Source organism: Flavobacterium sp. Root420 (assembly GCF_001427905.1).
Taxonomy (GTDB): Bacteria; Bacteroidota; Bacteroidia; order Flavobacteriales; family Flavobacteriaceae; genus Flavobacterium.
On record NZ_LMEF01000001.1, the window covers coordinates 208,251 to 231,959 of the forward strand.

The window sequence follows — 23,709 nt, forward strand, 5'->3', positions numbered from 1 at the left end:
ATGTCAATTCAATCGAATTTAAATAGCATTAAAGAAAGTTTACCAGAGCATGTAACTCTCGTCGCAGTTTCTAAAACCAAACCTGTTTCTGACTTAATGCAGGCATACGAAGCCGGCCAGCGTATTTTTGGAGAAAACAAAATCCAGGAAATGACTGAAAAATGGGAAGAAATGCCAAAAGATATTCAATGGCATATGATCGGTCATGTTCAGTCGAATAAAGTCAAATTTATGGCACCATTTGTGAGTTTGATTCATGGTGTTGATAGTTTGAAATTATTACAGGAAATAAACAAACAAGCTTTAAAGAATAATCGAATTATTGATTGCCTGCTTCAAATACATATTGCAGAAGAAGAAACTAAATTTGGTTTGGATGAAAACGAATTAAATCAACTTTTATCATCATTTGAGTTCAAAAAGATGAAAAACATTCGTATCTTAGGGTTAATGGGAATGGCAACATTCACAGAAAACCAAAACCAAATTAAAAAAGAATTCACACATTTAAAGTCAATTTTTGATTCGATAAAATATATTGACGGATATGGTAAAGACGCACTGCAGTTCGTTTCTACAATTTCAATGGGCATGTCCGGAGATTATCAGCTAGCCATAGAATGTGGAAGCACAATGGTAAGAATTGGAAGCAGTATCTTTGGAGGAAGATAAGCTAATTGTAGATTGTAGATTTAAAACTGATTACTAAAAACTGAGACTGAATACTAATTTGTACGCAATACTAGACATAGAAACCACTGGAGGCCAGTTTAATGAGGAAGGAATTACCGAAATCGCCATTTATAAATTTGATGGTCATGAAGTAGTTGATCAATTCATTAGTTTGGTTAATCCTGAAATTCCGATTCAGCCTTTTGTGGTGAAATTAACCGGAATCAATAATGCTATGTTGCGTTCTGCTCCTAAATTCTTTGAAGTTGCGAAACGAATCATCGAAATTACGTCAGATTGTATTATTGTAGCACACAACGCCTCTTTTGATTACCGAATTTTACGTACCGAATTCAGACGTTTAGGCTACGATTTTGAAGCCAAAACGCTTTGTACCGTTGAATTGGCTAAAAAGCTAATTCCGGAACAGCCTTCCTATAGTTTAGGAAAATTGGTTCGCGCACTCGGAATCCCGATGGCAGACCGTCATCGAGCTAGTGGCGACGCCATGGCAACGACCAAGCTATTTAAAATGCTTTTAGAAAAAGATCTTGAAAAAACAATTGTAAAAGATTTTATAAAACTGGAAGTTGAAAAAGGTATTGCGCCAAAATTATTAGATCTGGTTGGTCAAATGCCAACTAAAACGGGTGTGTACTACATTCATAACGAAGGTGGAATCTTAATATATATAGGAAAAAGTCAGAATATCAGAAAAAGGGTAAATCAACATTTCACCGGAATCACAACAAAAAGTAAAAAAATCCAGGCCGAAGTTTTCACCATAACTTATGATGAAACCGGAAGCGAATTAATTGCGCTTTTAAAAGAAAGTGAAGAAGTAAAAATAAACCGTCCGAGACACAATCGCTCGCAGAAGAAAACTGTTTTTCCATTTGCTTTATATGCAGAAAAAGATTCAGATGGTTATTTGAATATAAAACTTCAAAAAGCCGACGGACGTAAAAAAGAAATTACTTCATTTGCTTCTCTACAGGAAGGTAAAAATATGCTTTTCAAATTCACTGCCAAATATCATTTGTGCCAAAAATTAACGGGTTTATATCAAAGTAAGAAAGAGTGTTTCCAATATAAAATCAAAGAATGTGATGGTGCTTGTATTGGTGAAATTGCACCTGAAACTTATAACCTAAGAGTACAACAATTCATTTCTGAGCACAGTTTTGAAAACAAAAGCATGATTCTTCTTGACAGAGGTCGAAATATAAACGAACGCAGTGCCGTTTTAATTGAAAATGGTATTTATAAAGGTTATGCGTTTTATGATTTGAATTATCAAATTACCAACATCGAAATCTTAAAAAACATTTTAATTCCGATGCAAAACAATCGCGATGTAAAAAACATAATTCAGAATTACATGCGCAAAAGCAAATCCCTTAAAATTCTTCATTTTTAAAATACCCTAATTTTTCATTATCTTAGTCAATATGACAAAAGTGAAATCCAAATACGAAAATTTTAGAGAAAAAATTAAAGTAATTCTTTACGGAACTGATACCGTTTTAGGAAGACTTTTCGACCTGGTATTACTTGGATTAATTTTACTGAGTGTTCTTTTGGTCATGATGGAGACCGTTCAGGGAATCAATCAAAAATACCATTCTCAACTCATTATTTGTGAATGGATAATCACAGTCTTTTTTACCATCGAGTATATTTTACGCATCATTTCGATTCAAAAACCAGTTAAATATATTTTTAGTTTTTACGGAATTATTGATCTGTTAGCCGTATTACCAATGTATTTATCCCTATTTTTTCCTGGTGCAAGTATCTTGTCTATTGTACGGGCATTACGTTTCTTCCGGTTATTTAAAATACTTCACATTCCTCAAATTTCACATCAGTCCGTGCAACTGCGTGATGCGATTGAAGCCAGTAAAGAAAAAATTCTGGTTTTCATTTATTTTGTATTAATAAGTACCGTTATAATCGGTTCTGTTATGTATGCTATTGAAGGCAAAGAAAGTGGTTTCACAAGTATTCCAATCAGTATATATTGGACTATAGTAACCTTAACAACAGTTGGTTATGGCGACATTTCGCCTATAACACCTTTAGGTCAATTTGTTGCTTCATTGGTCATGATTTTAGGTTACGGAATTATAGCCGTACCAACTGGAATCGTAACTGCAGAGTTTGCAAAAAACAGTTTAAAAAATAATAATACAGTAAGTGGAAAAAAAGCATGCACAAATTGTAATTCACAAGTGCACTTTGATAATGCAAAATATTGTTATGAATGCGGAACAGAATTACCTAATACTTAATTTATGGAGCTATTTCCAGCTGTACACTCCAACTCCTCCTTATCTTTGTTGTTTTTTTAAGGCATAAAAGGAGTTTCCGCTGGTCGCTCTTTTATCCCAAAAAAAACTAACAAAGATAAGTCCGGGGTTTCCATTTCCATCTGGGCTAGAAGAACTATGAAATACTTAATTACTATTGTCGGACCAACAGCTATAGGCAAAACAGCCTTAAGTATTGCTTTGGCACAACATTTCAACTGTGAGATAATCTCCTGTGATAGCCGACAATTCTTCAAAGAAATGACCATTGGTACAGCAGTTCCCAATCAGGAGGAATTAAAATCAGCAACACATCATTTTATTCAAAATAAATCCATTTTTGAAAATTATACTGTTGGTGATTACGAAAAAGAAGCACTTTTAAAATTAGAAGAATTATTTAGCAAAAATGATTTTGCTATCTTAATTGGTGGTTCAGGTTTATATGTAGACGCCGTTTTAAAAGGCTTTGACGAGTTCCCGGACATTGATCCTGAAATACGTACTGAAGTAAATTTAAATTATGAAAAACTGGGAATTTCTTATTTACAGGAACAATTAAAAAAATTCGATCCTGATTATTTTCAAAGAATAACTTTAGAAAACCCGCAAACACTTCAAAATCCGCAACGAATGATGCGCTTTGTAGAAGTTTGCATCGGAACCCAAAAACCATATTCTTCATTCTTAAATCAAAAGAAAAACAACCGAAACTTCACTCCTGTTTTAATTGGTCTGGAAGCTGACAGACAAATAATTTACAATCGTATCAACCAGCGCGTTGACATTATGATGAACGAAGGTCTATTGGATGAAGCAAAAACCTTGTATCCTAATAAGTCATTGAATGCGCTCCAAACAGTCGGTTATAGAGAATTATTTAGTTATTTTGACGGGGAATTTTCGTTACCATTTGCCATCGAAGAAATCAAAAAAAATACCCGAAGATTCTCCAAAAGACAATTAACGTGGTTCAAAAGAAATGAAAGCACAAAATGGTTTGATTATAATTCCAACATCAAACTAATATTTGATTACATTAATTTAAAATTAAAAGTATAATTTTCCTGAACTATCTTCTATCTTTAGTTTTCTAAAACGATGTGTCAATGAAAAAAATCATAATTCTTATTTGTCTTGTTCTTACCTTTTCATCTTGTGAAATTCAGTACGATGGTGAAACCCGAATTGTTGTAGAAGGCCAGCTTATTGATAAAGACGGTAATTCTCTTTCTAATAAAAAAATTGAAATAAATGCACTCGGAGATGGATATATTGCCACTGATTTAATTAGTTATACCAATACGGACCAAAACGGGAAGTTTTCTTTGGCTTTTCCCTCTCCAAAGACTGATAATTTATTGATGATTTCAATTAATGAAAACGAAAAAAACGAACTTCAATACAAGCAAATAATTGCTTTAAAGAAAAATTTCAAGAACTATAAACTAAATCTAAATCAGGTTATTTTATATCAGGAAACTGCGATTACGCAACTACAGTTAATTTTAAAAAACACTACTACAAGCAAGCAATTGACAGACATCAAAATAGAAGGACTTCACGCTAATTATTATACAGATTTAAATCCAATTATAGCTACAGGCAACTATACTCCCCCACCTCAGACCGTATTTGACGTATTAAAAAACCAAAATATAACTTTAAGTTATACTGTTATAGATTATTCAGGTTCTACAGCTGTCATCACTAAATACAATGAAAATATCACAATCAATACCGAAAAAGTAACCCATATCATAACTTATTAATTATGAAATATAGTATATTATTCTTTCTCTTGTCTCTTCAATTATGCTATTGTCAAGAGACAGAAAATAAAAAAATAATAAAGTTCAATCATGACATTCGATTGAATGCAATATTTCCTGTAAATTATGGTGATAATTTTTTAGCTAAATCAAATAAAGCAAATATCGGAGTGGGAATAAATTTTAGTTTTCTAAAAATTTATGATTTTAAACTTGGTATTGGCTACGACTATATTTATTATTCAACAACTGATATTACAAGAGCGGGAAATGTAGATAACTCAAGATATAACACAGTCTATGGAGACATTGCTTATGAAATAAAAATTCTTGACAAACTCCAGATTGAGCCCTATTTTGGTTTAGGTTCTACAAAAATTAATTTCACATCAGACAATAGAAATTTTGGGCATCAAACCGGAAATGATTTTAGAGTTGGTTTCAATACTGATTATAAATTAAATCGTAAATTGTCGGCATTTGTTGGACTTTGCTATTTACAGAGTAAATTAGATATAAATACAACACCTGAGCTTATCTCTTTTTATGATAATTCAAAAATGCTGCAAATTAATATTGGTCTAAAAATCAATTAATTATTCAAAATAAAAAATAAAAACCATAATTTTAAAATGCCTATATCTCCAAATTTCACATCAGTTTTAAGCAAAGACTGGGAAATCAATTTTACACAATGCACGCCAGCCGGATTTCTAAAATATACCGATTTATGTAATATTTTACAATTAACTGCGGCAGCACATTCTGAAATTGGAGGCATCAGCTTTTATGATATGCAGGAATTTCATCAAGCATGGGTCCTAAGCAGGATGAGAGTTGAGATTTCAGCATTGCCAAAATGGCAAGATGTTGTAACTGTAAAAACATGGATTAACAGTTTGGAAAATTCTCGTTCCGTTCGTGCCCTTGAAATGTATGTTAACGGTAAGAAAATTGTGGGCTGCGAAACGTATTGGGCAGTTTTTAATACAAAATTACGTCGTCCGGAAGCTTTGGCGTTACCATATGAGCATTTTGAATTATTTCCTGAAAACAGAGCTACGAATCAAGGATTCTCAAAAATAAATATCAATCACGATAAAGAAGCAGTTTTCGAAAAAACAGTTTATTTATCAGATTTAGATATTGTAAATCACGTAAATAACGTGAAGTATCTGGAATGGTGCCTGGATCATGTTGACCCAAAAAGAATTTTAAAGCAAGAAGTAAAAAGCTTTGAAATGAATTTCATGAAGGAGCTTTCCCTTAAAGATAATGTTATAATTCATGAAAGTGAAGATGATGATCACACAACTGCAACATTCAGTATTACAAAAGGTGAAAAAACTTGCTTTGCACTAGAATTGCATTGGAAATAAATAAAAAAAACGATGCATTTCAAATTAGAGCATCGTTTTTCTGTTTTTAAATCAAAATTACTTTGATTTCTTTTTTGAATCTTTTTTTGCTTTCTTAGGCTTGTTTTTCTTTTCAAGCAACTCTGTTTTTCCTTTAATCCTTTTTTCTACTTCCGTAATATCAGAATCAAAAGCAAACTGTAATGTTGTAAGTTTTGCATTTTTAATCTCTTTTAATGCCTCTTTAAATTGTTGTTGGGCTTCTAAAAGAATAGCTTTCTTTACATAGATTTCAGATTTGTTTATTCCTTTAATAGTCAAAGCAAAATCGATCAGTTTTTGAGCTTCTTCGTAATCTTCATTCAAAATTAAAACCTGCAAATAATGTGGATAAACTTCAAGTGCATGAATATTAATCGCTAAAGCTTCCTGAAAATAGTTTTTTGCTTCTTCATAATTCCATAATTGCTCTGCCTGAATTCTTCCATACAAACACAAAACCATTGTATTTTTCGCATCATAGGAAAAAGCATAATCTAAAGATTCAATCGTTTCTTCAAGCGAATACGGATAATTATCCAAAGCCTGAAAAAGGTATTTATCAATTGTTTTCATTTCGTAAATCGTTTTTTAATTTCTGACGAATGCCTTTGTAACTTTTCTCAACTTTATTCTTTTTAAAATCAGTTCCGGTAAAAACTCTAACAGGATTTCCACGCTGAATATTCAGCTGGTTCTCCCATTGTTTTCCAACATGATTTTTAAGTTGTTGCAACGCTTCGTCTTCTAGTTTTTTTAATAATCTTTCTGTTGCCAGTTTTTTGTTTTGGTGTTGTGAACGGCTATCCATAGAAACAACTGCAATTCCGGTTGGAAGATGTGTTGCCCTAATTGCCGAACTCACTTTATTCACATGTTGCCCTCCGACACCGGAACTTCGCATGGCCTGATAGTGAATGTCATTGTCTGAAACTGATCCTTTATTTTGAGGTTCAATTTCAAAAATGCCAATAAACCAGTTTTTACGTTTATGCATTTTCCTAAACTGACTCTGCCCAATCCATTGAATTGTTCCAACCCATGAACTTACAAACTGATCTGCATTTTTTCCTTTTAAAGAAATGGAAGCTGTTTCAACAGTTCCATTTTCCGGACCAACTTCTCTTTGAAGTAAAATAGTTTCCAGTTGTTGTTCCTGAGCTTCTTCCAAAACTTTTTTAAGTACTTGGGCGACAACCCAAGTGCATTCTGCAGGTCCTCGACCCGCTGTTATCTGAATTATTTTCTCCATTTTAATTTCTTTTATCGGTCCATCCTAACGATTTTTGGAGTGAAAGTTCCCAGAACTTCAACCAAATCTGTTTGATTTCCCATCACTTTTGTAATGTCTTTGTATGCCATTGGAGCTTCATCAATATTTCCTCCAATTAAAGTGACATCATGCGCTTTTAAAACTTTTTTAATTTCGCTTTGCGTGAAAGTACTTTTACATTTTGCCCTCGAAAATAAACGCCCCGCACCGTGCGAAGCTGAATTTAAACTCTCTGCATTCCCTTTCCCTTTCACAATATAGCCTGGTGCAGTCATCGAACCTGGAATAATTCCCAATTGACCTTCCGCCGCAGGAGTCGCTCCTTTTCTATGTACGATACATTCCTGACCATTGATTACTTCTTTCCACGCAAAATTGTGATGGTTTTCAATTGTAACCACTACCCTTTTTCCAATCGCTTTAGCTATTCTTCTATGAATATCATTATGACAGGCTTTTGCATATTCCCCGGCTAAATTCATTGCCAGCCAGTACTCCTGACCGTCATGCGTATTTAAATCTAACCAAGCCAAGTGCTGTACATTTTTAGGCAACGGACATTGCTTTGTTGCCAAATAGGTATAATGTTTGGCAATATTAGCTCCTAAACCACGTGATCCGCTATGTGAAAGAACGGCAAAATATTCTCCTGGTCCTAACTTCCATTCGTTCTCAGGATTCTCAATTTTCGCAATTCCAAATTCAACAAAATGGTTTCCTCCACCAGAACTTCCCAACTGCTTATAGGCCTTTGGTAAAAGATTCTTTAACAATGGAATATCCTGAAATTCACTTTTGTAAAAAACTTCATGATCTACTCTTGAAGTGTGAACTTCATTCATTCCAAATTTGGTATTATCTTTCAGAATCGCTTCTAATTGATGCTCCTTTCCTTTGAAATGCGACCCCGGTAAATCGAAAATTGACAAGCTCATTCGGCAGCCAATATCAACCCCAACTCCGTACGGAATAACAGCATTATCTGTTGCTAAAACTCCGCCAATTGGTAATCCGTAACCCGAATGTGCATCTGGCATTAAAGCTCCGGCAATTGAAATTGGTAATTTTAACGAATCATACAATTGAAATTTAGCTTGTTGATCGATTTCATTTTCTCCAAAAATGGTGAAAGGTGCACGTGTGTTTTTCAGCTGATGCATTCTTACCTGAACCGGATTTATCAAACCTTCGGCAACCTTTCCCCAGGTTCCATTGCCTTCGAACTTTTCAGGATGAAGCAAAACTTCTTTGGCTTCTGTTAGGATAGATTCTTTTTTTTCTCTTTTTCTATATCTGTTTATTTGCCCTAAGGCAATATTTATTGAATTGTTTTTCGGAAAGCCTAATTTAATCAGGTCTTTTCCGGATAATTTATTTCCCATAAATTTTTATTAAATCTTATTTGTTTTGCAAACGAATGTTTTCAAAATTGAATTTGAATAAACATAAACGTGCGGAATCTTTTACCTTCTCAGGTAAATACTAAAACTGTTTTTCGGGAAAATTTGAAGTGTCTAGAATAAAAAAAGCCCGAAACTAAATGTCTTCGGGCTTTTTTATATATCTAAAAATGTATTTCTAAGATTGAAATAAGCCACGAAGAAGCGCTGCACCAAATCCGTTTGGTGTGAAGCTTTGAGATGATGATGTATGTACAAACATTTTTCTTCGTTTTTAAAAGGTTATTATTTTTTCGTTTGCAAATATTCCGAATTGTTTTTTTATTTTCCAAATTAATTTACAGAAAATTCGTGACGATAAAATAAACGAGCGGCAAAAACATAAGCTAAACAACTGATCATAAACAATATAACATTAAAAAAAAAAAAAAAACATTACAAACTGGCACAAAAAAAGCCCTGATTACTCAGAGCTTTATATTCTTTTGGGTGAATTATTATTCAGTTACTTTGCTTTTAACAACTAATCTGAAACCTTCTCCATGAATGTTTAGGATTTCAACATCTTCATCTGCTTTTAGATATTTTCTAAGTTTAGCAATGTAAACGTCCATACTTCTTGAAGTAAAGTAGTTGTCGTCTCTCCAGATTTTTGTTAAGGCTAATTCTCTTGGCATTAAATCATTTTCATGAAGAATTAACATTTTAAGTAATTCATTCTCTTTTGGAGATAGTTTAATTGGCTCGTCGTTTTCGAAAGTCAAAAATCTAAGTTTAGAATTTAAGTGGAATTTACCAATGTTAAACTCAAACTGTACTTGTTCCGCTTTTGTATCAGCAGATTTTCTTTGAATAATAGCTTTAATTTTCATCAATAAAACTTCAGAATCAAAAGGTTTATTCAAATAATCATCAGCTCCTGCTTTATAACCTTTTAATACATCTTCTTTCATAGACTTTGCTGTCAGGAAGATGATAGGCACTTCACTATTCTTTTCTCTAATTTCTTTGGCTAAAGTATAACCATCTTTATAAGGCATCATTACATCCAGAATGCATAGATCGTATACATCTTTCTTGAATTTTTCGAAACCTTCCATACCGTTTTTAGCTAAAGTAACTTCAAAGTCATTTAACATTAGATAATCTTTAAGAACTGCCCCAAAATTAAGGTCATCTTCTACTAAAAGTATTCTTTTGTTATTATTTTCCATATTTTAATTTATTAATGGTATTTTTATTATAAAGGTGCTACCTTTTCCTTTTTCGCTTTCAACATATACTTGACCATTGTGATCTTCAACTATTCTTTTTACATAAGCCAGACCTAGACCATGTCCTTTTACGTTATGTAAATCTCCTGTATGCTCTCTGTAAAATTTCTCAAAAACTCTTTTTTGAGCGACTTTACTCATTCCCAATCCATTATCTTTTACTTTTATCAGAATCATATCCTTGATGTTTTCTGTAAAAATTTCAATTTCAGGAACATCGGGAGAATATTTTATGGCATTCTCTAATATGTTTACCAATACGTTTGTAAAATGCACTTCATTTACTAAACATGTCGTTCTTGAAGCATTTAGATGTTTTACAACTGTACCATGTCTATCTTCTAAAATTAAATTTACATGTTCGATTGCATCATCAATAATATCATGAATTGCAGTTGGTTCTTTTGTAATATCCAGCTCTCTTTTTTCTAATTTAGAAATACGAAGAACGTTTTCAACCTGAGCATGCATTCTTTTATTTTCATCTCTGATCATTTGAAGATATCTAAAAACCTTTTCTTTATCTTCAATAATCTTCGGATTTTTAATTGCATCTAACGCCAAATTTATTGTTGCAATTGGAGTTTTAAACTCATGCGTCATGTTATTTATAAAATCTGTTTTAATTTCAGAAATATGTTTTTGACGTAACAATTGGTTTAATGCACTGGTATAAGCGATTATAATAATAAGCGTAAATACGATTGATAATATTGTAATACTTAATAATTCTGATAATAAAAATTTCTTTTTATATGGAAATGTTATGTATAATTCATATTTACTATTTCCTTCATTATCCGTATATATCGGAATATGATAACTTGCATCCTTATCAAAATGAAATCCATCCGACTTTACTTTTGTCGGCAAACCGCTATTAAGAACACCGAATTCAAATTTGGTTTTTACACCATATTCTTCTAATTCTTTCTTCAATAATTTATAAAGTTTGTCCTTTGTAATTCTTCCTTCAATTGGCGTTAACGAGGCAATATCTTTATATTGAATTTGTTGTTGTACTTTATTTAAAATATCTAAACTACCTGATTTTTCAATTTTTAAATCCGGGATAATACTTTGCCCTAAAACATTATTATCAATACCGTTATTGTTATTATAAACCTCAGTTACGCGTTTCGAACTAAAATTCTTAAACCTTTCACTGCTGAATTTCTTGTTAAACAATGAACCACTTATATCATAATCTTCAGAGGTAAGTGTATTAGAATATACAATTGTTTTGTTTGTTTTGGTATTTCTCTGTACATAAAGAACTTCCAATAAATCTTCTTTTTTAGGGATTTTACCAGTACTATCTTTTATACGATTATATTTATCATAAAAACTGTATTCTTCTTGCTGCTCAAGTTTATCAGCAACATTACCAATTACCTGAGTAACGTGATATTTAAATTGTTCATCATTATTTTTGAACGAAGAGTTGAACCAAAATACCTGAACCAGAATAATCCCTATTAAGGATAAGCTCATAAGCAAAACAAGTATTCTAAAAAATAATTTATTCATCGAAACAAAATTAATATTTTAACAATATACTAAATAATACATTAACCAAATATTAACATTTAAGACTGATTTTGTTTAATATCTAAAATTTTAAGAATTTTAACAACTTCTTCTTTAGCAATTTTAAGATTTACGTTATTAATAACAAAATTGCTCTTAGAAATTCGATCTTCATCTTTCCATTGCATTTGCATTCTGCTTAAAACTTGAGATCGAGTAGTATTATCGCGGTTTAAGACCCTATCAATTCTAATTTCTTCAGGTGCGGTAACTGTTATGATGAAGTCACATTCTTTATATCGCCCGCTTTCAAACAAAATAGCAGCCTCATAAATTACATATTCGTAATTTTTGTGCTGCAATAACCATACCTCAAAATCTCTTTTTACAGCTGGGTGTACTATCGCATTTAATTTTGCCAACTTTTCTTTATCATTAAAGACAATTTCAGCTAATTTGGCTCTGTTTAAAATATCATTTTCAAAAACAATTTCTCCAAATACATTTTTTACTTCTTTTATAACATGATCTAATTGCATTACAGCTCTTGAACCATTATCAGCTATATAAACAGGAACACCCATTTCTGCAAAATAATTGGCTATAGTTGTTTTTCCACTGCCAATACCTCCTGTTAAACCGATAACTTTTGTCATATTATATTTTAAAAAACATACGAGGGAAAGCTTCTTGCGGTTTTTTCTTTAAAAGAATAATTTTTACAAATGATTCTAAAAATCCGGTTCCGTACCCATAAAATTGCTTCCACACTGCAATTACTGACAAGTATCCAATTTTAATGCTTTTATTCTGTATACTTGCTGCAAGAAATATTATAACGAAATATACGAAATATAATTGTAATAAAATATCAATATTGAAAATTAACAGTAAAAAAGCTAATAATAACCCGAGTATGAAAAATGTAGGAAAGAAAAAAGTTAATTTATTATGTTCCGGATACCAACTGTTTAATATAGGTCTTGCAATTCCAAACTTATGTACCTGAACAGAAAATTTCCCCCAATCAATTCTGCGTTTGTGATAAACATATGCTTCTGAAAATAACCTTGTTTCGAAACCTAAATTCCATAAACGAATTGATAAATCCGGATCTTCGCCAGGGTGAATATTACCAAATCCCTTTGATGCTTCAAAAGCTTTTTTAGAAATCCCCATATTGAAACTTCTAGGCTGAAATTTATTGATTTTTTCAGATCCGCCTCGAATTCCACCGGTAGTCAAAAATGAAGTCATTGCAAAATTAATCGCTTTCTGAATATTAGAAAAACTATCTAAAGCTTTATCGGGGCCACCAAAACAATCCACATACTCTTCGTTTAAAGCTTTGCGAACTTCTGATAAATAATTAGATGGAATAATACAATCTGAATCAAAAATGATAAAATAATCACCTCTGGCTTTTTGCATTCCAAAGTTTCTTGAATCTCCCGGTCCTGAATTTTCTTTAAAATAATAAGAGATATTCAATTTTCCCTGATAGGTCATCACCACATCTTTGCATGGAATCGACGAACCATCTTCAACAAGAACAATTTCAAAAGGTTCATTATAATCAGATTTTGAGAGACTTTCTAAAAGCTCATCAACTTCATCTGGACGATTATACACGGGTATAATTAAAGAAAAAATCATAATGGAATGTGCGGTATTAAAGTGGCAATTTTTTTAATTTCAAAATTTTAACAAAGATATGTTTTATTCATAAAAAAACCACCAACTTTTGGTTGATGGTTTCATTTATAATAGTAAGTTATTATTTGATACTTTCAATGTTTACAAGCTCATTTGCTTCAGCTTTATAATCAACTCCGGCAAATTCGAATCCAAATAAATTTAAGAAATCATTTCTGTATCCTGCTAAGTCTCCAATTGCCGGCAACGTTTCTGTTGTAGCTTCTTCCCAAAGTTTAGCCACTTTTGCCTGAACATCATCACGCATTTCCCAATCATCGATTCTGATTCTTCCTTTGTCATCTACAGGTACTTCAGATCCTGTGTATAATCTGTCCTGGAATAAACGTTGAATTTGCTCAATACAACCTTCGTGAATTCCTTCTTCTTTCATAATTTTATATAAAAGAGAAATATATAAAGGAATTACAGGAATTGCAGAACTAGCCTGAGTAACCAAAGCTTTGTTTACAGAAACATAAGCTTGCCCACCGATAGATTTCAAACTATCAGTAATAGAGAAAGCAGTAGCCTCTAAATGGTCTTTAGCACGCCCGATTGTACCTTTACGGTAAACCGCTTCAGTTAATGATGGTCCAATATAAGAATAAGCAACTGTTGTAGCTCCTTCAGCTAGCAAATTTTCATTTTTTAAAGCATCCATCCACATAGCCCAGTCTTCACCGCCCATTACAGCAACAGTATTTTCAATATCTTCCTCATTTGCAGGAGCAATAGAAACTTCAGTAACATTTCCTGTGTGAAAATCTACAGTTTTATTTGTAAAAGTTTGTCCAATTGGTTTTAAAACAGAACGATGCAGTACTCCTGTATTAGGGTTTGTTCGCACTGGTGAAGCCAAACTGTAAATAATTAAATCTACCTGACCTAAATCAGCTTTAATTAAATCCAGTGTTTGTCTTTTTATTTCGTTTGAAAAAGCATCTCCATTGATACTTTTTGCATATAAACCTGCTTTATGAGCTTCAGCTTCAAAAGCTGCAGAATTATACCATCCCGGAGAAGCAGTTTTTCCTTCAACTGGTGGTTTTTCAAAAAACACTCCGATTGTAGCTGCATCAGATCCAAAAGCACTTGTAATTCTTGAAGCCAATCCGAAACCGGTTGAAGCACCAATCACTAATACCTTTTTAGCACCTGCAATTGCTCCTTTTGATTTTATATATTCAATTTGATTTTTAACATTTTGCTCGGCTCCTTTTGGGTGGGCTGTCAAGCAAATAAATCCTCTCATTCTAGGTTCTATGATCATATTTTTACTGTTTATTCGTTCATTTACTAATCATTAAAGTGAGGTAAATGACCCGCTTATTTACGTTTATTGAATTAATTTTAAGATGACAAATATAAAGTATTTCTTTAGTTCAACAAGGCTTTGGCATGATTTAAAGCCGAATCAGAGACAACTGCACCAGATAACATCTGGGCTATTTCGATAACTCTTTCGTCCTGAGACAGAAGCTTTAATTCTGACTGTGTATCGTTGTCAACCGTTGACTTAAAAACTTTGAAATGAGAATCTCCTTTTGCCGCAATTTGAGGTAAATGTGTAATAGCAAAAATTTGCATATTCCTACTCATTTCTTTCATGATTTCCCCTATTCTGATGGCAACTTCTCCGGAAACACCTGTGTCAATTTCGTCAAAGATTAAAGTAGGTAATTTTGAATATTGAGCCAAAATTGCTTTCACAGCCAGCATAATACGTGACATTTCTCCTCCTGAGGCTACTTTTTTCAGTAATCCAAAATCGGTTCCTTTATTAGCGGAGAATAAAAATTGTAATTCGTCTTTTCCATTTTGAAAATAGGTTTCTGATGGTAAAAGTTCAATATTGAAACGAACATTTGGCATTCCTAAAGTTTCTAAAATCGAAATTAATTTATTTGATAAAACCGGAATTGCATTCGATCTATTTTGGTGAATTGTAGCTGAAAAATCATCTAATTCTTGTACTTTTTGCGCTATTGAATTTGTTAATAAAGTGATTTCTTCTTCGATATTACCTAATTCGATAACAGCGTTTTCCAAATTAGCCTGAATTTGAAGTAATTCATCCACAGAAATAACCTGATGCTTCTTTTGCAAATTATAAATCAATTGCAATTTTTGATTTGTAAGTTCTAATCTTTCCGGATCATTTAATAATTTCTCCGAAGCGTTTTGCAACTCTCTTGAAACATCATCAAATTCAATTGCCACACTTGTTATTCTTTCAAACAAATTTTGATATTCTGTCGAAAATGGTGCAATTTTTTGAAGAGACGCTTTTATTTCATTCAGATTATGAAAAACTCCAAATTGTTCTTCATTCGCAATAACCAGAGACTTATCTATAGACTCTTTTATAACTTCAACATTATTTAGTTTTTCAAATTCAGCTTCCAGTTCTTCCTGTTCGCCGGATTTTAACTTAGCAGCAATCAATTCATTCAATAAAAAAGTATTGTATTCGTGCTCTTTCCCTGAATCACTTTGTTTTTTCAACAAAGCATTTAATTTTGATTTATCCGATTTATATGCTTTAAGCAGCTTTTGATACTCTAAAATAGTTTCAATATTATTGGCAATAGCATCAATTATTTTAAACTGAACAGTTTCGTCTGATAATTCCTGAGTTTGTTGTTGTGAATGAATATCAATCAAAAACAAGCTTAAATCCTGTAGTTCCTGAAGATTAACCGGACTATCATTAATAAAAGCGCGCGATTTTCCTGAAGGCAAAATTTCACGTCTTATAATTGTGTCATCTTCATAATCGAGATCATTTGCTTCAAAAAAATCTTTTAAATTGTATTTAGAGATTTCAAACTGTGCCTCTATAATACATTTCTCTTCTTTATTTTTTAAGGAAGTCAAATCGGCTCTTTTTCCTAAAACTAATCCTAAAGCACCTAGAATAATAGATTTCCCTGCACCTGTCTCACCTGTAATTATAGAGAAGCCTTTTGAAAAATCAATTGATAATTTTTCAATCAGAGCATAGTTTTTAATTGACAGTGAAGTAATCATAAGATAAAATGTAAATAATAGAAATTAATGAGATAGTAAAATCGAAAGTCAATTAATACTTAATTTGCGACCATTTGGTAGAATTAAGAGGAGACACTTTATTCAAAACATCAGAGAGATCGCTTACTGTAATACTTGGGCCACCTGAAAAAATAGAAACAATTTCATCTGATTTTGCGTCAAAAAATGCCCGGGTCAAAAACGCATTCGGTTTAACCGAATTAAATTTTCCGATAAGCAGTATTGAGGATTTAATTCTTTCTTTAGAACCTTTTAAATCATCACTCATTTTATCCAAACCACTATGATACAAAAAAGTAACCTGACGTAAATCACTATACATTGGTGAAATCATATCTGTTATTAAATAATAACGATTCTGAATTCCGTCAGCCTGGCTCCAACCTTTATAACCGCCCTGTTGCGCCACGTTTGCTATATTTTGAGCAGTTTCCAGATATTGATTTCCTGCACCCATTTGAAACGAATCTGCATCCATGCCCAAAATTAAATAGCTGTAAAAAGAAACTACAGATACCAAATTTGATTCAAAAGTGGTAGGATTGAATAACAACGGTTCGTATTCTGTATAACGAAAACTAAAATCTTTGTCGTTAAAATTGAATATAGGAGAAGAGTATGTTGAATTAAAAATCAATCTGGATGATTGTATCTGGATTGTTCCAGAAAACTGATCAGAATTATTTGATGACAAAGTGATATACATGGAACAATTGATACGTTCGTTTTGTTTTAATACTGATCCTGTCCAATCTGTTTTGTTTACAAATTCAGATAAGGAAGTTTGAAGTGTTTTAAATACTTGCTGATTAGGATTTGGCAGCCTTTCAGTATTAATAGTTACAGTGCAATTTAGCTGTTGTGCTTGTGTAAAGCCAAAAATTAAAAATACTAAAAGAGTAACTATTTTTTTCATAGAAAGATACTATTTGCCTTGGCGTAAATATAAAAATACTGGTACTTATTCTGAACCTTTAAATAACTTATGATTTTGCAAAATGCAAAATCACTTTGTTTAAAATATCAACTGCTACTGATTCTTTTGGTTTTAATTCCATTGGCTCAATTTTAAAATCTTTATCAATAAAAGTAACTTTATTGGTTTCTTTTTTAAAACCTGCGCCTTCATCCTGTAAAGAATTAAGAACAATCAAATCTAAGTTTTTTTTCTGAATTTTCAACTTAGCATTTTCAATTTCATTTTGAGTTTCTAAAGCAAATCCAATTAAAAACTGCTCTTTTTTAATCGCTCCCAATGATGCTAAAATATCTTTTGTTTTTTCAAGTTCAATTGAAAACTCGTCTGCGGCTTTTTTTATTTTCTGCAAAGCAACGACTTTCGGTTTGTAATCAGCAACTGCAGCAGCTGCAATAGCAACATCAACCTGATTATAATGTAAATGACATGCATCATACATTTCTTGTGCGGAAACCACATTTACAACTTCAACTAAACTGTTTTTAGCTTTAAAATGAGTTGGGCCCGCAACCAAAATCACTTGCGCACCTAATTTTGCAGCTTCATTGGCAATATCAAAACCCATTTTTCCTGAAGAATGGTTTCCAATAAAACGTACAGGATCTATCGCTTCGTATGTTGGTCCGGCGGTAATTAGTATTTTTTTTCCTTTTAAAGGTAATTTGCTTTCTAAATCAGCCTCTAAAAAAGAAATAATATTTTCTGGTTCCGCCATTCTTCCTTCTCCCGACAAACCACTGGCAAGTTCACCATTTTCAGCAGGAATCATAGTATTCCCAAATTGTTTTAAAGCAGCGAAACTAGATAAAGTGGAAGGATGTTTGTACATATCCAAATCCATTGCCGGAGCAAAATAAACAGGACATTTAGCCGATAAATAAGTTGCAATAAGAAGATTGTCACAGTTTCCTGTAGCCATCTTAGATAGTGTATTGGCAGTTGCCGGAGCAATTAACATCAAATCGGCCCAAAGACCTAATTCAACGTGATTGTTCCAAACCGCATCTTCATCATCCTGATTAAAGAAAGTAGAATGTACAGGATTTTTTGATAACGTAGATAACGTAAGTGGAGTTACAAAATCCTTAGAAGCAGGTGTCATTATCACTTGGACATGTGCACCTGCTTTTATAAAGAGTCGTACTAATGAGGCTGTTTTATAGGCTGCAATTCCACCAGAAACTCCCAGTAAAATTTTTTTCCCGTTTAAAACTGACATTATACTATATTATTTGTTTGAACCTCTGTGGTAAGTTTTACCGTCTAACCATTCCTGAACAGCTAAAGCGTGTGGTTTTGGTAATTTTTCGTAAAATTTAGAAACTTCGATTTGTTCTTTATTTTCAAAAACTTCTTCAAGACTGTCATTATAAGTAGCAAACTCTTCTAATTTCTCAGTTAATTCTTTTTTGATTTCAGAATTAATTTGGTTTGCTCTTTTAGCCATAATGGTAATTGCTTCATACACATTTCCTGTTGGCTCTTCAATAACAGTTTTATTGTATGTTATTGTATTTACAGGAGCATTCGTCTTTTTTAAATCCATGACTTTATTTATTTAGTAAATTTTTGTAAATCTGTTTCAACTCTGGCGTACATTTCGTCAGCTTGTTTTTTATATTTTGTGTCGCTTTTGTACTTTAATAAGTTATTATAAGCAACTTTAGCAATATTTAAACGCTCTTCCATTTTTGCAGGAATACTGTTTATTGCCAATTGATATGCCGAATCGTATTTGTAGAACAACGCATCTTCTTTTAAAGGTGTTCCCGGAAAATCAGCAATAAAATTATCAAAAGCCACTAATGCAGATTTATAATCTGAAATAGTATTATATCCTTTAGCATTTTCGTATGCTTTTTTCTCTAATTTACCATTCAGTACTTTGACAGTCTCATTAGCCTGAGCAATGTATTCTGAATTTGGGTAGTTATCAATAAATGCTTGTAATTTCTCCAAAGCTTTTACCGTATCAGCCTGGTCTAAGCTATAAACCGGCGCTAATTTTGAATAACTGTAAGCTCCTAAAAATGCAGCTTCCTGTACTTTTTCACTACGTGGGTAACCTGAAACAAAACTTTCAAACTGATAACCAGCTAAATAATACTGTTGTGTTTTGTAATAAGATTGTGAAAACATATAAAAAAGCTTTTCAGCCTGAGGTTTACCTCTATATGCCGGTGCCAATTGCTCAAAAAGACGAATTGCTTTTGAATATTTTCCTGCATCATACATCTTTGTTGCCATTTCAAATTTTGCCGCAACATCTTCATTTTTCAATACCTTTTGGTAATCACTACAAGAACAAAAAAGGACAACAACAATTAATAGAGATACTATTTTTTTCATTTTCTTACTTTTATTATGATTTCTTAGACAATTATGCCAAAGCAAAATCACACCGAAGTTCCGGTGGCAAATTTAGTTATTAATTTAGCTACTACAAAATATTTTTTGGTATAATAAAATACCGATAATTTTACTCTAATTTAATGCTGTTTTTAACAAATTTATTCAATCTTTCTGCCAATGAATCATCAACAGCTACTAAAGGCAGACGTACTGTGTTGTCAGCAATACCAAGGGCTTGAAACACTTGTTTGATTCCGGCTGGATTTCCCTGCTCAAAAATCATATCTATACAATCTGACAAAAAGTATTGTGTTTTAAAAGCTTCATTTACTTTTCTGTTCAGACCTAAACGTATCATTTCTGAAAATTCTTTAGGAAATCCCTGCCCGATAACTGATATCACACCTGCTCCACCAGCCAAAACAATTGGCAAAGCAATCATATCATCACCAGAAATAATAAGAAAATCTTTTGGTGCATTTTTTAGCAATTGTAAAGCCTGAGCCATATCGCCTGCCGCTTCTTTTATAGCAACAACATTAACGAAATCATTCGCCAGACGAATTACAGTAGCAGGTAACATATTACTAGATGTTCTTCCCGGAACATTGTACAAAATTACCGGAATTGGAGATGCTTCTGCAATCGCTTTAAAATGCTGATAAATTCCTTCCTGAGTTGGCTTATTATAATAAGGAGAAACAGATAGAATCGCTTCAAAAGCAGAAAAATCACCTGTCTTTAATTCCTCAACAATCTGCACTGTATTATTACCACCAACACCAAGCACCAAAGGCAATCTTCCCTTGTTGGTATCAATTACTGTTTTTATAACTAATTCTTTTTCGGCTTGTGTCAAAGTAGCATTTTCTGCAGTTGTTCCCATAATCACAAGATATTCAACTCCTCCATCAATCGAAAAATTAACGATGCGTTGTAAAGCTTCGATATCAACTGAAAAGTCTTTTTTAAATGGAGTTACAAGCGCAACACCAGTTCCTATTAATGATTGCATATTCTAGTTTATAATTTATTTTATACTTTTTAAATACTTAAACAATTCGGAAACGAATAGTTTATAATTTCCCATTTCGGTATCAATCATCCATCGATTTAATCTTTTATCGACCGAAGAAAACCCTACCTTAAACTTCGCTTTTGACTTACTTGTTGTCATCATTAAAATCGGTTTTTCGATTTCATAATAGCTAATCAAAAGATCAAATTCTGTTTCAATAAATTCAGTCAAAAATTCTTCAGTTGGCTCTGCTCTCCAGTTGATATGTTTTTTACCAAAAGTAAGCCTTGAGTACTCTTTTTTCTTCTCAATTTTATCTCTGTACGCAACAATTTTTATGTTTTCAGGAGCAATTCCCTGAAGAACGAGCTCATTAGCTAACTCCTTTGAATGGCGAAATTCACTTTCATCTATCAATAAACCAATTGTTTGTATATTGCTTGTAAAGACTTCGTTTTTGACAATACGCAGGTTATTTTTTAATGATTTTTTTACAAAAAATTCCTTTATATAATTTAAAAACATAGTACTTTTACCAATTACAAAATTAATTATTTAAGTCGCATTTAAGATGGTAAAACTAAAAAAGTATAACGGATTTTTAAAACTTTTTGTTATATTCTTAACACTTTTTTTTATATTCTCCTGTAGTCAGAAAAATTATAATCTGACGAAGATAGAAGGAAAACAGCTTCCGATAACAGAAAGAGGCAGCGAAACTCCCGAAATTGAAAATTTTATCAAACCTTATCGCGATCATATTAATAGAGATTTAGATAGTATTTTGGCTTATTCTCCGGAAACTCTTGATAAAAGCACGGGAAAATGGCAAACCACAATTGGAAATTTAATGGCCGATGTTTGTTTACAAAGAGGAAATTTAGTTTTTAAAACGCGTGAGAAAAAAGATATCGATTTGTGCTTGTTAAACCATGGTGGAATTCGTGCTATTTTACCAAAAGGAAATGTAACAACAAGAACAGCGTATGAAATTATGCCTTTTGAAAACAGCTTGATTGTTGTTGCATTAAGCGGTAATCAAATTCTTGAAATTGCCAGCTATATTATTAAGGAGAAAAAGCCGCAACCATTATCTGGTATGACTTTTACGATATCAAAAGACAATACTGCCAAAAACATCCTGATTCAGGGAAAACCTATTGACGTTAGTAAGACGTATTACGTAGTTACTAATGATTATTTAGCTAACGGAGGCGACAATATGAACTTTTTTCTAAAAGCAACTCAAAAGTTTGATCTGAATTATAAAATCAGAAACGTATTGATTGATTATTTCAAAGAAGTTGATACTATCCCTGTTAAAACCGATGTTCGAATTACAGTCGAATAAATCACATTACTATACAAAAATTAAATTACTGCGTTCAGGCAAAAAATATATACAATGAAAAGAAGAGAATTTATCGAGAAAACAGCTGCAAGTACTGCCCTACTAAGTTTAGGTTTGTCATTAAGTAGTTTTGAAACGAACGATATTAGGCACTTAACTATTTTGCATACCAATGATGTTCACAGCCATATAGATCCTTTTCCGGCTGATGATCCACGTAATGCAAATAAAGGTGGTGTTTCTCGAAGAGCAACTTTGATTGAAGCTATTCGTAAAGAAAACCCAAATGTACTATTATTAGATGCTGGTGATATTTTTCAGGGAACTCCTTATTTTAATTATTATGGAGGCGAGCTTGAATTTAAGCTGATGAGTATGATGAAATATGATGCATCAACTATAGGAAACCACGATTTCGATAATGGTCTTGACGGTTTGTATGCACAAATGCCTCACGCAACTTTTGAATTTATCAATTCTAATTATGATTTTAAAAATACCGTAATGAATGGTCTTGTAAAACCATATAAAATCTTCAATAAAAACGGAATTAAAGTTGGTGTTTTTGGATTAGGAATTGAACTTGACGGTTTAGTCGATAAAAAAATGTACAAAGAAACCGTTTACAATGATCCGGTAGAAATTGCACAAGACATGACACAATTACTGAAAAAAGAAGAAAAATGCGACTTGGTTATTTGTCTTTCTCACTTAGGTTATAATTACAAAGATGACCAATCTAAAATTTGTGATTTGAAATTAGCCGAACTGACGCAGGATATAGATTTGATTATTGGTGGACACACACATACTTTTTTGGATAAACCAACTATTGTTAAGAATAAAGCTGGTGAAAATGTGCTGGTAAATCAGGTAGGTTGTTATGGAATTAATTTAGGCCGAATTGATTTTTATTTCGATAAAGACAAAGCACATACAAACCAAGGGAAATCAATTATTGTGTAATATTTTTTTCTGTGCTTTTGATCTTTCGAGAAAATATTCGACCATAAAATAGTAGCCTAATATTTGTGTTACATCGCGAATTAAAACAAGGACAACAGAGTGTGAAAAATATTCATTGAAAATATAAAATATATCTGAAAATATATAGCAGACTGCCATTAAAGACATTATCAAGGCAATGTGCGTACCTTTTGTAATATATCGTACAAAGCAGCAATAACTTAAGACACTAAGAACAATACCGTAAAAAGTATAAAGTGCATTGAATTTTTTCATATTGTCTGATTGCAGACTTAGAACAGAAACCAATAAATAAACGATAAAGATTACCACTATTGATACTGGCAAGATGTCTTTCTTGTTTAGTATAATTTTTTCTCGCTCTGCAATAAAAATTTTTAAAAGAAGCAGATAAACCACTAAAAAACTTAAAACTCCGCCAATTTCTGATACCTCAACATCCATTAAGTCAAATACCTGGCCGATAAAACAAAATAAAAAAATAAAGGCTTCTGTTTTTCCTATTTTAAATTCACTGCTAACATAAAAATAGAAAAATATTGCAGGCAAGACAATAGCCTTGGCATAAATTGCTATATTTTCCTGCTCTGTCCAATCAAAAATGATCGTAAACAGTAATGCCAGAAAATACAAAATCAACGAC

At 32.2% G+C, this 23,709-nt stretch carries 25 protein-coding genes; 9 read left to right on the plus strand and 16 right to left on the minus strand.

Translation table 11 applies throughout. The features are described from left to right. From ASC72_RS00940 to ASC72_RS00970, 7 genes are all read left to right on the plus strand, one after another. Window positions 1-672: a YggS family pyridoxal phosphate-dependent enzyme gene (locus ASC72_RS00940; RefSeq protein ID WP_056185336.1), complete on the plus strand. Its 672-nt coding sequence runs from the start codon at window positions 1-3 to the stop codon at window positions 670-672. A gap of 58 nt (window positions 673-730) precedes the next feature. Further along, window positions 731-2,092: an exonuclease domain-containing protein gene (locus ASC72_RS00945; protein WP_056185338.1), complete on the plus strand. Its 1,362-nt coding sequence runs from the start codon at window positions 731-733 to the stop codon at window positions 2,090-2,092. A 31-nt stretch (window positions 2,093-2,123) separates the two neighbouring features. After that, window positions 2,124-2,966 (plus strand): ion transporter, encoded by an 843-nt coding sequence (locus tag ASC72_RS00950; protein ID WP_056185341.1) that lies wholly within the window; start codon window positions 2,124-2,126, stop codon window positions 2,964-2,966. Between the two features lie 156 nt (window positions 2,967-3,122). Continuing rightward, on the plus strand, window positions 3,123-4,046 hold the full coding sequence (miaA, locus tag ASC72_RS00955; RefSeq protein WP_056185344.1) for a tRNA (adenosine(37)-N6)-dimethylallyltransferase MiaA: 924 nt from the start codon (window positions 3,123-3,125) through the stop codon (window positions 4,044-4,046). A gap of 47 nt (window positions 4,047-4,093) precedes the next feature. Then, on the plus strand, window positions 4,094-4,756 hold the full coding sequence (locus tag ASC72_RS00960) for a hypothetical protein (protein WP_056185346.1): 663 nt from the start codon (window positions 4,094-4,096) through the stop codon (window positions 4,754-4,756). A gap of 2 nt (window positions 4,757-4,758) precedes the next feature. Continuing rightward, window positions 4,759-5,352: an outer membrane beta-barrel protein gene (locus ASC72_RS00965; protein ID WP_082564214.1), complete on the plus strand. Its 594-nt coding sequence runs from the start codon at window positions 4,759-4,761 to the stop codon at window positions 5,350-5,352. A gap of 36 nt (window positions 5,353-5,388) precedes the next feature. Then, complete coding sequence (locus tag ASC72_RS00970) at window positions 5,389-6,135, plus strand: acyl-[acyl-carrier-protein] thioesterase (RefSeq protein ID WP_056185351.1); 747 nt, start codon at window positions 5,389-5,391, stop codon at window positions 6,133-6,135. Between the two features lie 57 nt (window positions 6,136-6,192). On the opposite strand, the gene ASC72_RS00975 is transcribed toward ASC72_RS00970, so the two are convergent. The 15 genes from ASC72_RS00975 to ASC72_RS01045 all read right to left on the minus strand — a co-directional run bounded on the left by ASC72_RS00975 (window position 6,193) and on the right by ASC72_RS01045 (window position 21,253). Further along, window positions 6,193-6,729: a hypothetical protein gene (locus tag ASC72_RS00975; RefSeq protein ID WP_056185354.1), complete on the minus strand. Its 537-nt coding sequence runs from the start codon at window positions 6,727-6,729 to the stop codon at window positions 6,193-6,195. Further along, complete coding sequence (gene prfH, locus ASC72_RS00980) at window positions 6,716-7,405, minus strand: peptide chain release factor H (RefSeq protein ID WP_056185356.1); 690 nt, start codon at window positions 7,403-7,405, stop codon at window positions 6,716-6,718. Before prfH ends, ASC72_RS00975 begins: the two co-directional genes overlap by 14 nt. 11 nt (window positions 7,406-7,416) lie before the next feature. Beyond that, window positions 7,417-8,808 (minus strand): RtcB family protein, encoded by a 1,392-nt coding sequence (locus ASC72_RS00985; RefSeq protein WP_056185359.1) that lies wholly within the window; start codon window positions 8,806-8,808, stop codon window positions 7,417-7,419. Window positions 8,809-9,323: 515 nt separating this feature from the next. Then, a complete protein-coding gene (locus ASC72_RS00990) occupies window positions 9,324-10,040 on the minus strand; it encodes a response regulator transcription factor (protein ID WP_026985497.1) in 717 nt (238 codons plus the stop codon). A gap of 3 nt (window positions 10,041-10,043) precedes the next feature. Beyond that, a complete protein-coding gene (locus tag ASC72_RS00995; protein WP_056185362.1) occupies window positions 10,044-11,630 on the minus strand; it encodes a sensor histidine kinase KdpD in 1,587 nt (528 codons plus the stop codon). Between the two features lie 59 nt (window positions 11,631-11,689). Then, complete coding sequence (gene coaE / locus ASC72_RS01000; protein WP_056185365.1) at window positions 11,690-12,286, minus strand: dephospho-CoA kinase; 597 nt, start codon at window positions 12,284-12,286, stop codon at window positions 11,690-11,692. Window position 12,287: 1 nt separating this feature from the next. Beyond that, window positions 12,288-13,286 carry a glycosyltransferase family 2 protein gene (locus ASC72_RS01005; protein ID WP_056185368.1) on the minus strand — a complete coding sequence of 333 codons (999 nt, stop codon included), beginning with the start codon at window positions 13,284-13,286 and terminating at the stop codon, window positions 12,288-12,290. Window positions 13,287-13,407: 121 nt separating this feature from the next. Beyond that, complete coding sequence (fabV, locus tag ASC72_RS01010) at window positions 13,408-14,598, minus strand: enoyl-ACP reductase FabV (protein WP_056185371.1); 1,191 nt, start codon at window positions 14,596-14,598, stop codon at window positions 13,408-13,410. 107 nt (window positions 14,599-14,705) lie between these two features. Next, on the minus strand, window positions 14,706-16,358 hold the full coding sequence (gene recN / locus ASC72_RS01015) for a DNA repair protein RecN (protein WP_056185372.1): 1,653 nt from the start codon (window positions 16,356-16,358) through the stop codon (window positions 14,706-14,708). 52 nt (window positions 16,359-16,410) lie between these two features. Further along, window positions 16,411-17,295, minus strand: a complete 885-nt coding sequence (locus ASC72_RS01020) for a DUF4835 family protein (RefSeq protein WP_056185375.1) — start codon at window positions 17,293-17,295, stop codon at window positions 16,411-16,413. Window positions 17,296-17,362: 67 nt separating this feature from the next. After that, complete coding sequence (coaBC, locus tag ASC72_RS01025; protein ID WP_056185379.1) at window positions 17,363-18,577, minus strand: bifunctional phosphopantothenoylcysteine decarboxylase/phosphopantothenate--cysteine ligase CoaBC; 1,215 nt, start codon at window positions 18,575-18,577, stop codon at window positions 17,363-17,365. Window positions 18,578-18,586: 9 nt separating this feature from the next. Further along, a complete protein-coding gene (locus ASC72_RS01030; protein WP_007807938.1) occupies window positions 18,587-18,904 on the minus strand; it encodes a DNA-directed RNA polymerase subunit omega in 318 nt (105 codons plus the stop codon). Between the two features lie 8 nt (window positions 18,905-18,912). Further along, window positions 18,913-19,707: an outer membrane protein assembly factor BamD gene (locus tag ASC72_RS01035; protein WP_056185383.1), complete on the minus strand. Its 795-nt coding sequence runs from the start codon at window positions 19,705-19,707 to the stop codon at window positions 18,913-18,915. Between the two features lie 130 nt (window positions 19,708-19,837). Beyond that, window positions 19,838-20,725 carry a 4-hydroxy-tetrahydrodipicolinate synthase gene (dapA, locus tag ASC72_RS01040; protein ID WP_056185385.1) on the minus strand — a complete coding sequence of 296 codons (888 nt, stop codon included), beginning with the start codon at window positions 20,723-20,725 and terminating at the stop codon, window positions 19,838-19,840. Between the two features lie 15 nt (window positions 20,726-20,740). After that, entirely contained in the window at window positions 20,741-21,253 is a 513-nt protein-coding gene (locus ASC72_RS01045; protein ID WP_056185388.1) for a hypothetical protein, read from the minus strand. A 46-nt stretch (window positions 21,254-21,299) separates the two neighbouring features. On the opposite strand from ASC72_RS01045, the gene ASC72_RS01050 reads away from it, so the two are divergent. After that, entirely contained in the window at window positions 21,300-22,079 is a 780-nt protein-coding gene (locus ASC72_RS01050) for a 5'-nucleotidase C-terminal domain-containing protein (RefSeq protein ID WP_056185390.1), read from the plus strand. A gap of 54 nt (window positions 22,080-22,133) precedes the next feature. After that, window positions 22,134-23,045 (plus strand): bifunctional UDP-sugar hydrolase/5'-nucleotidase, encoded by a 912-nt coding sequence (locus tag ASC72_RS01055; RefSeq protein WP_056185393.1) that lies wholly within the window; start codon window positions 22,134-22,136, stop codon window positions 23,043-23,045. On the opposite strand, the gene ASC72_RS01060 is transcribed toward ASC72_RS01055, so the two are convergent. Further along, window positions 23,031-23,699 (minus strand): lysoplasmalogenase family protein, encoded by a 669-nt coding sequence (locus ASC72_RS01060; RefSeq protein ID WP_241775588.1) that lies wholly within the window; start codon window positions 23,697-23,699, stop codon window positions 23,031-23,033. The two genes, ASC72_RS01055 and ASC72_RS01060, sit on opposite strands and share 15 nt — an antisense overlap. Between the last annotated feature and the right edge of the window lie 10 nt (window positions 23,700-23,709).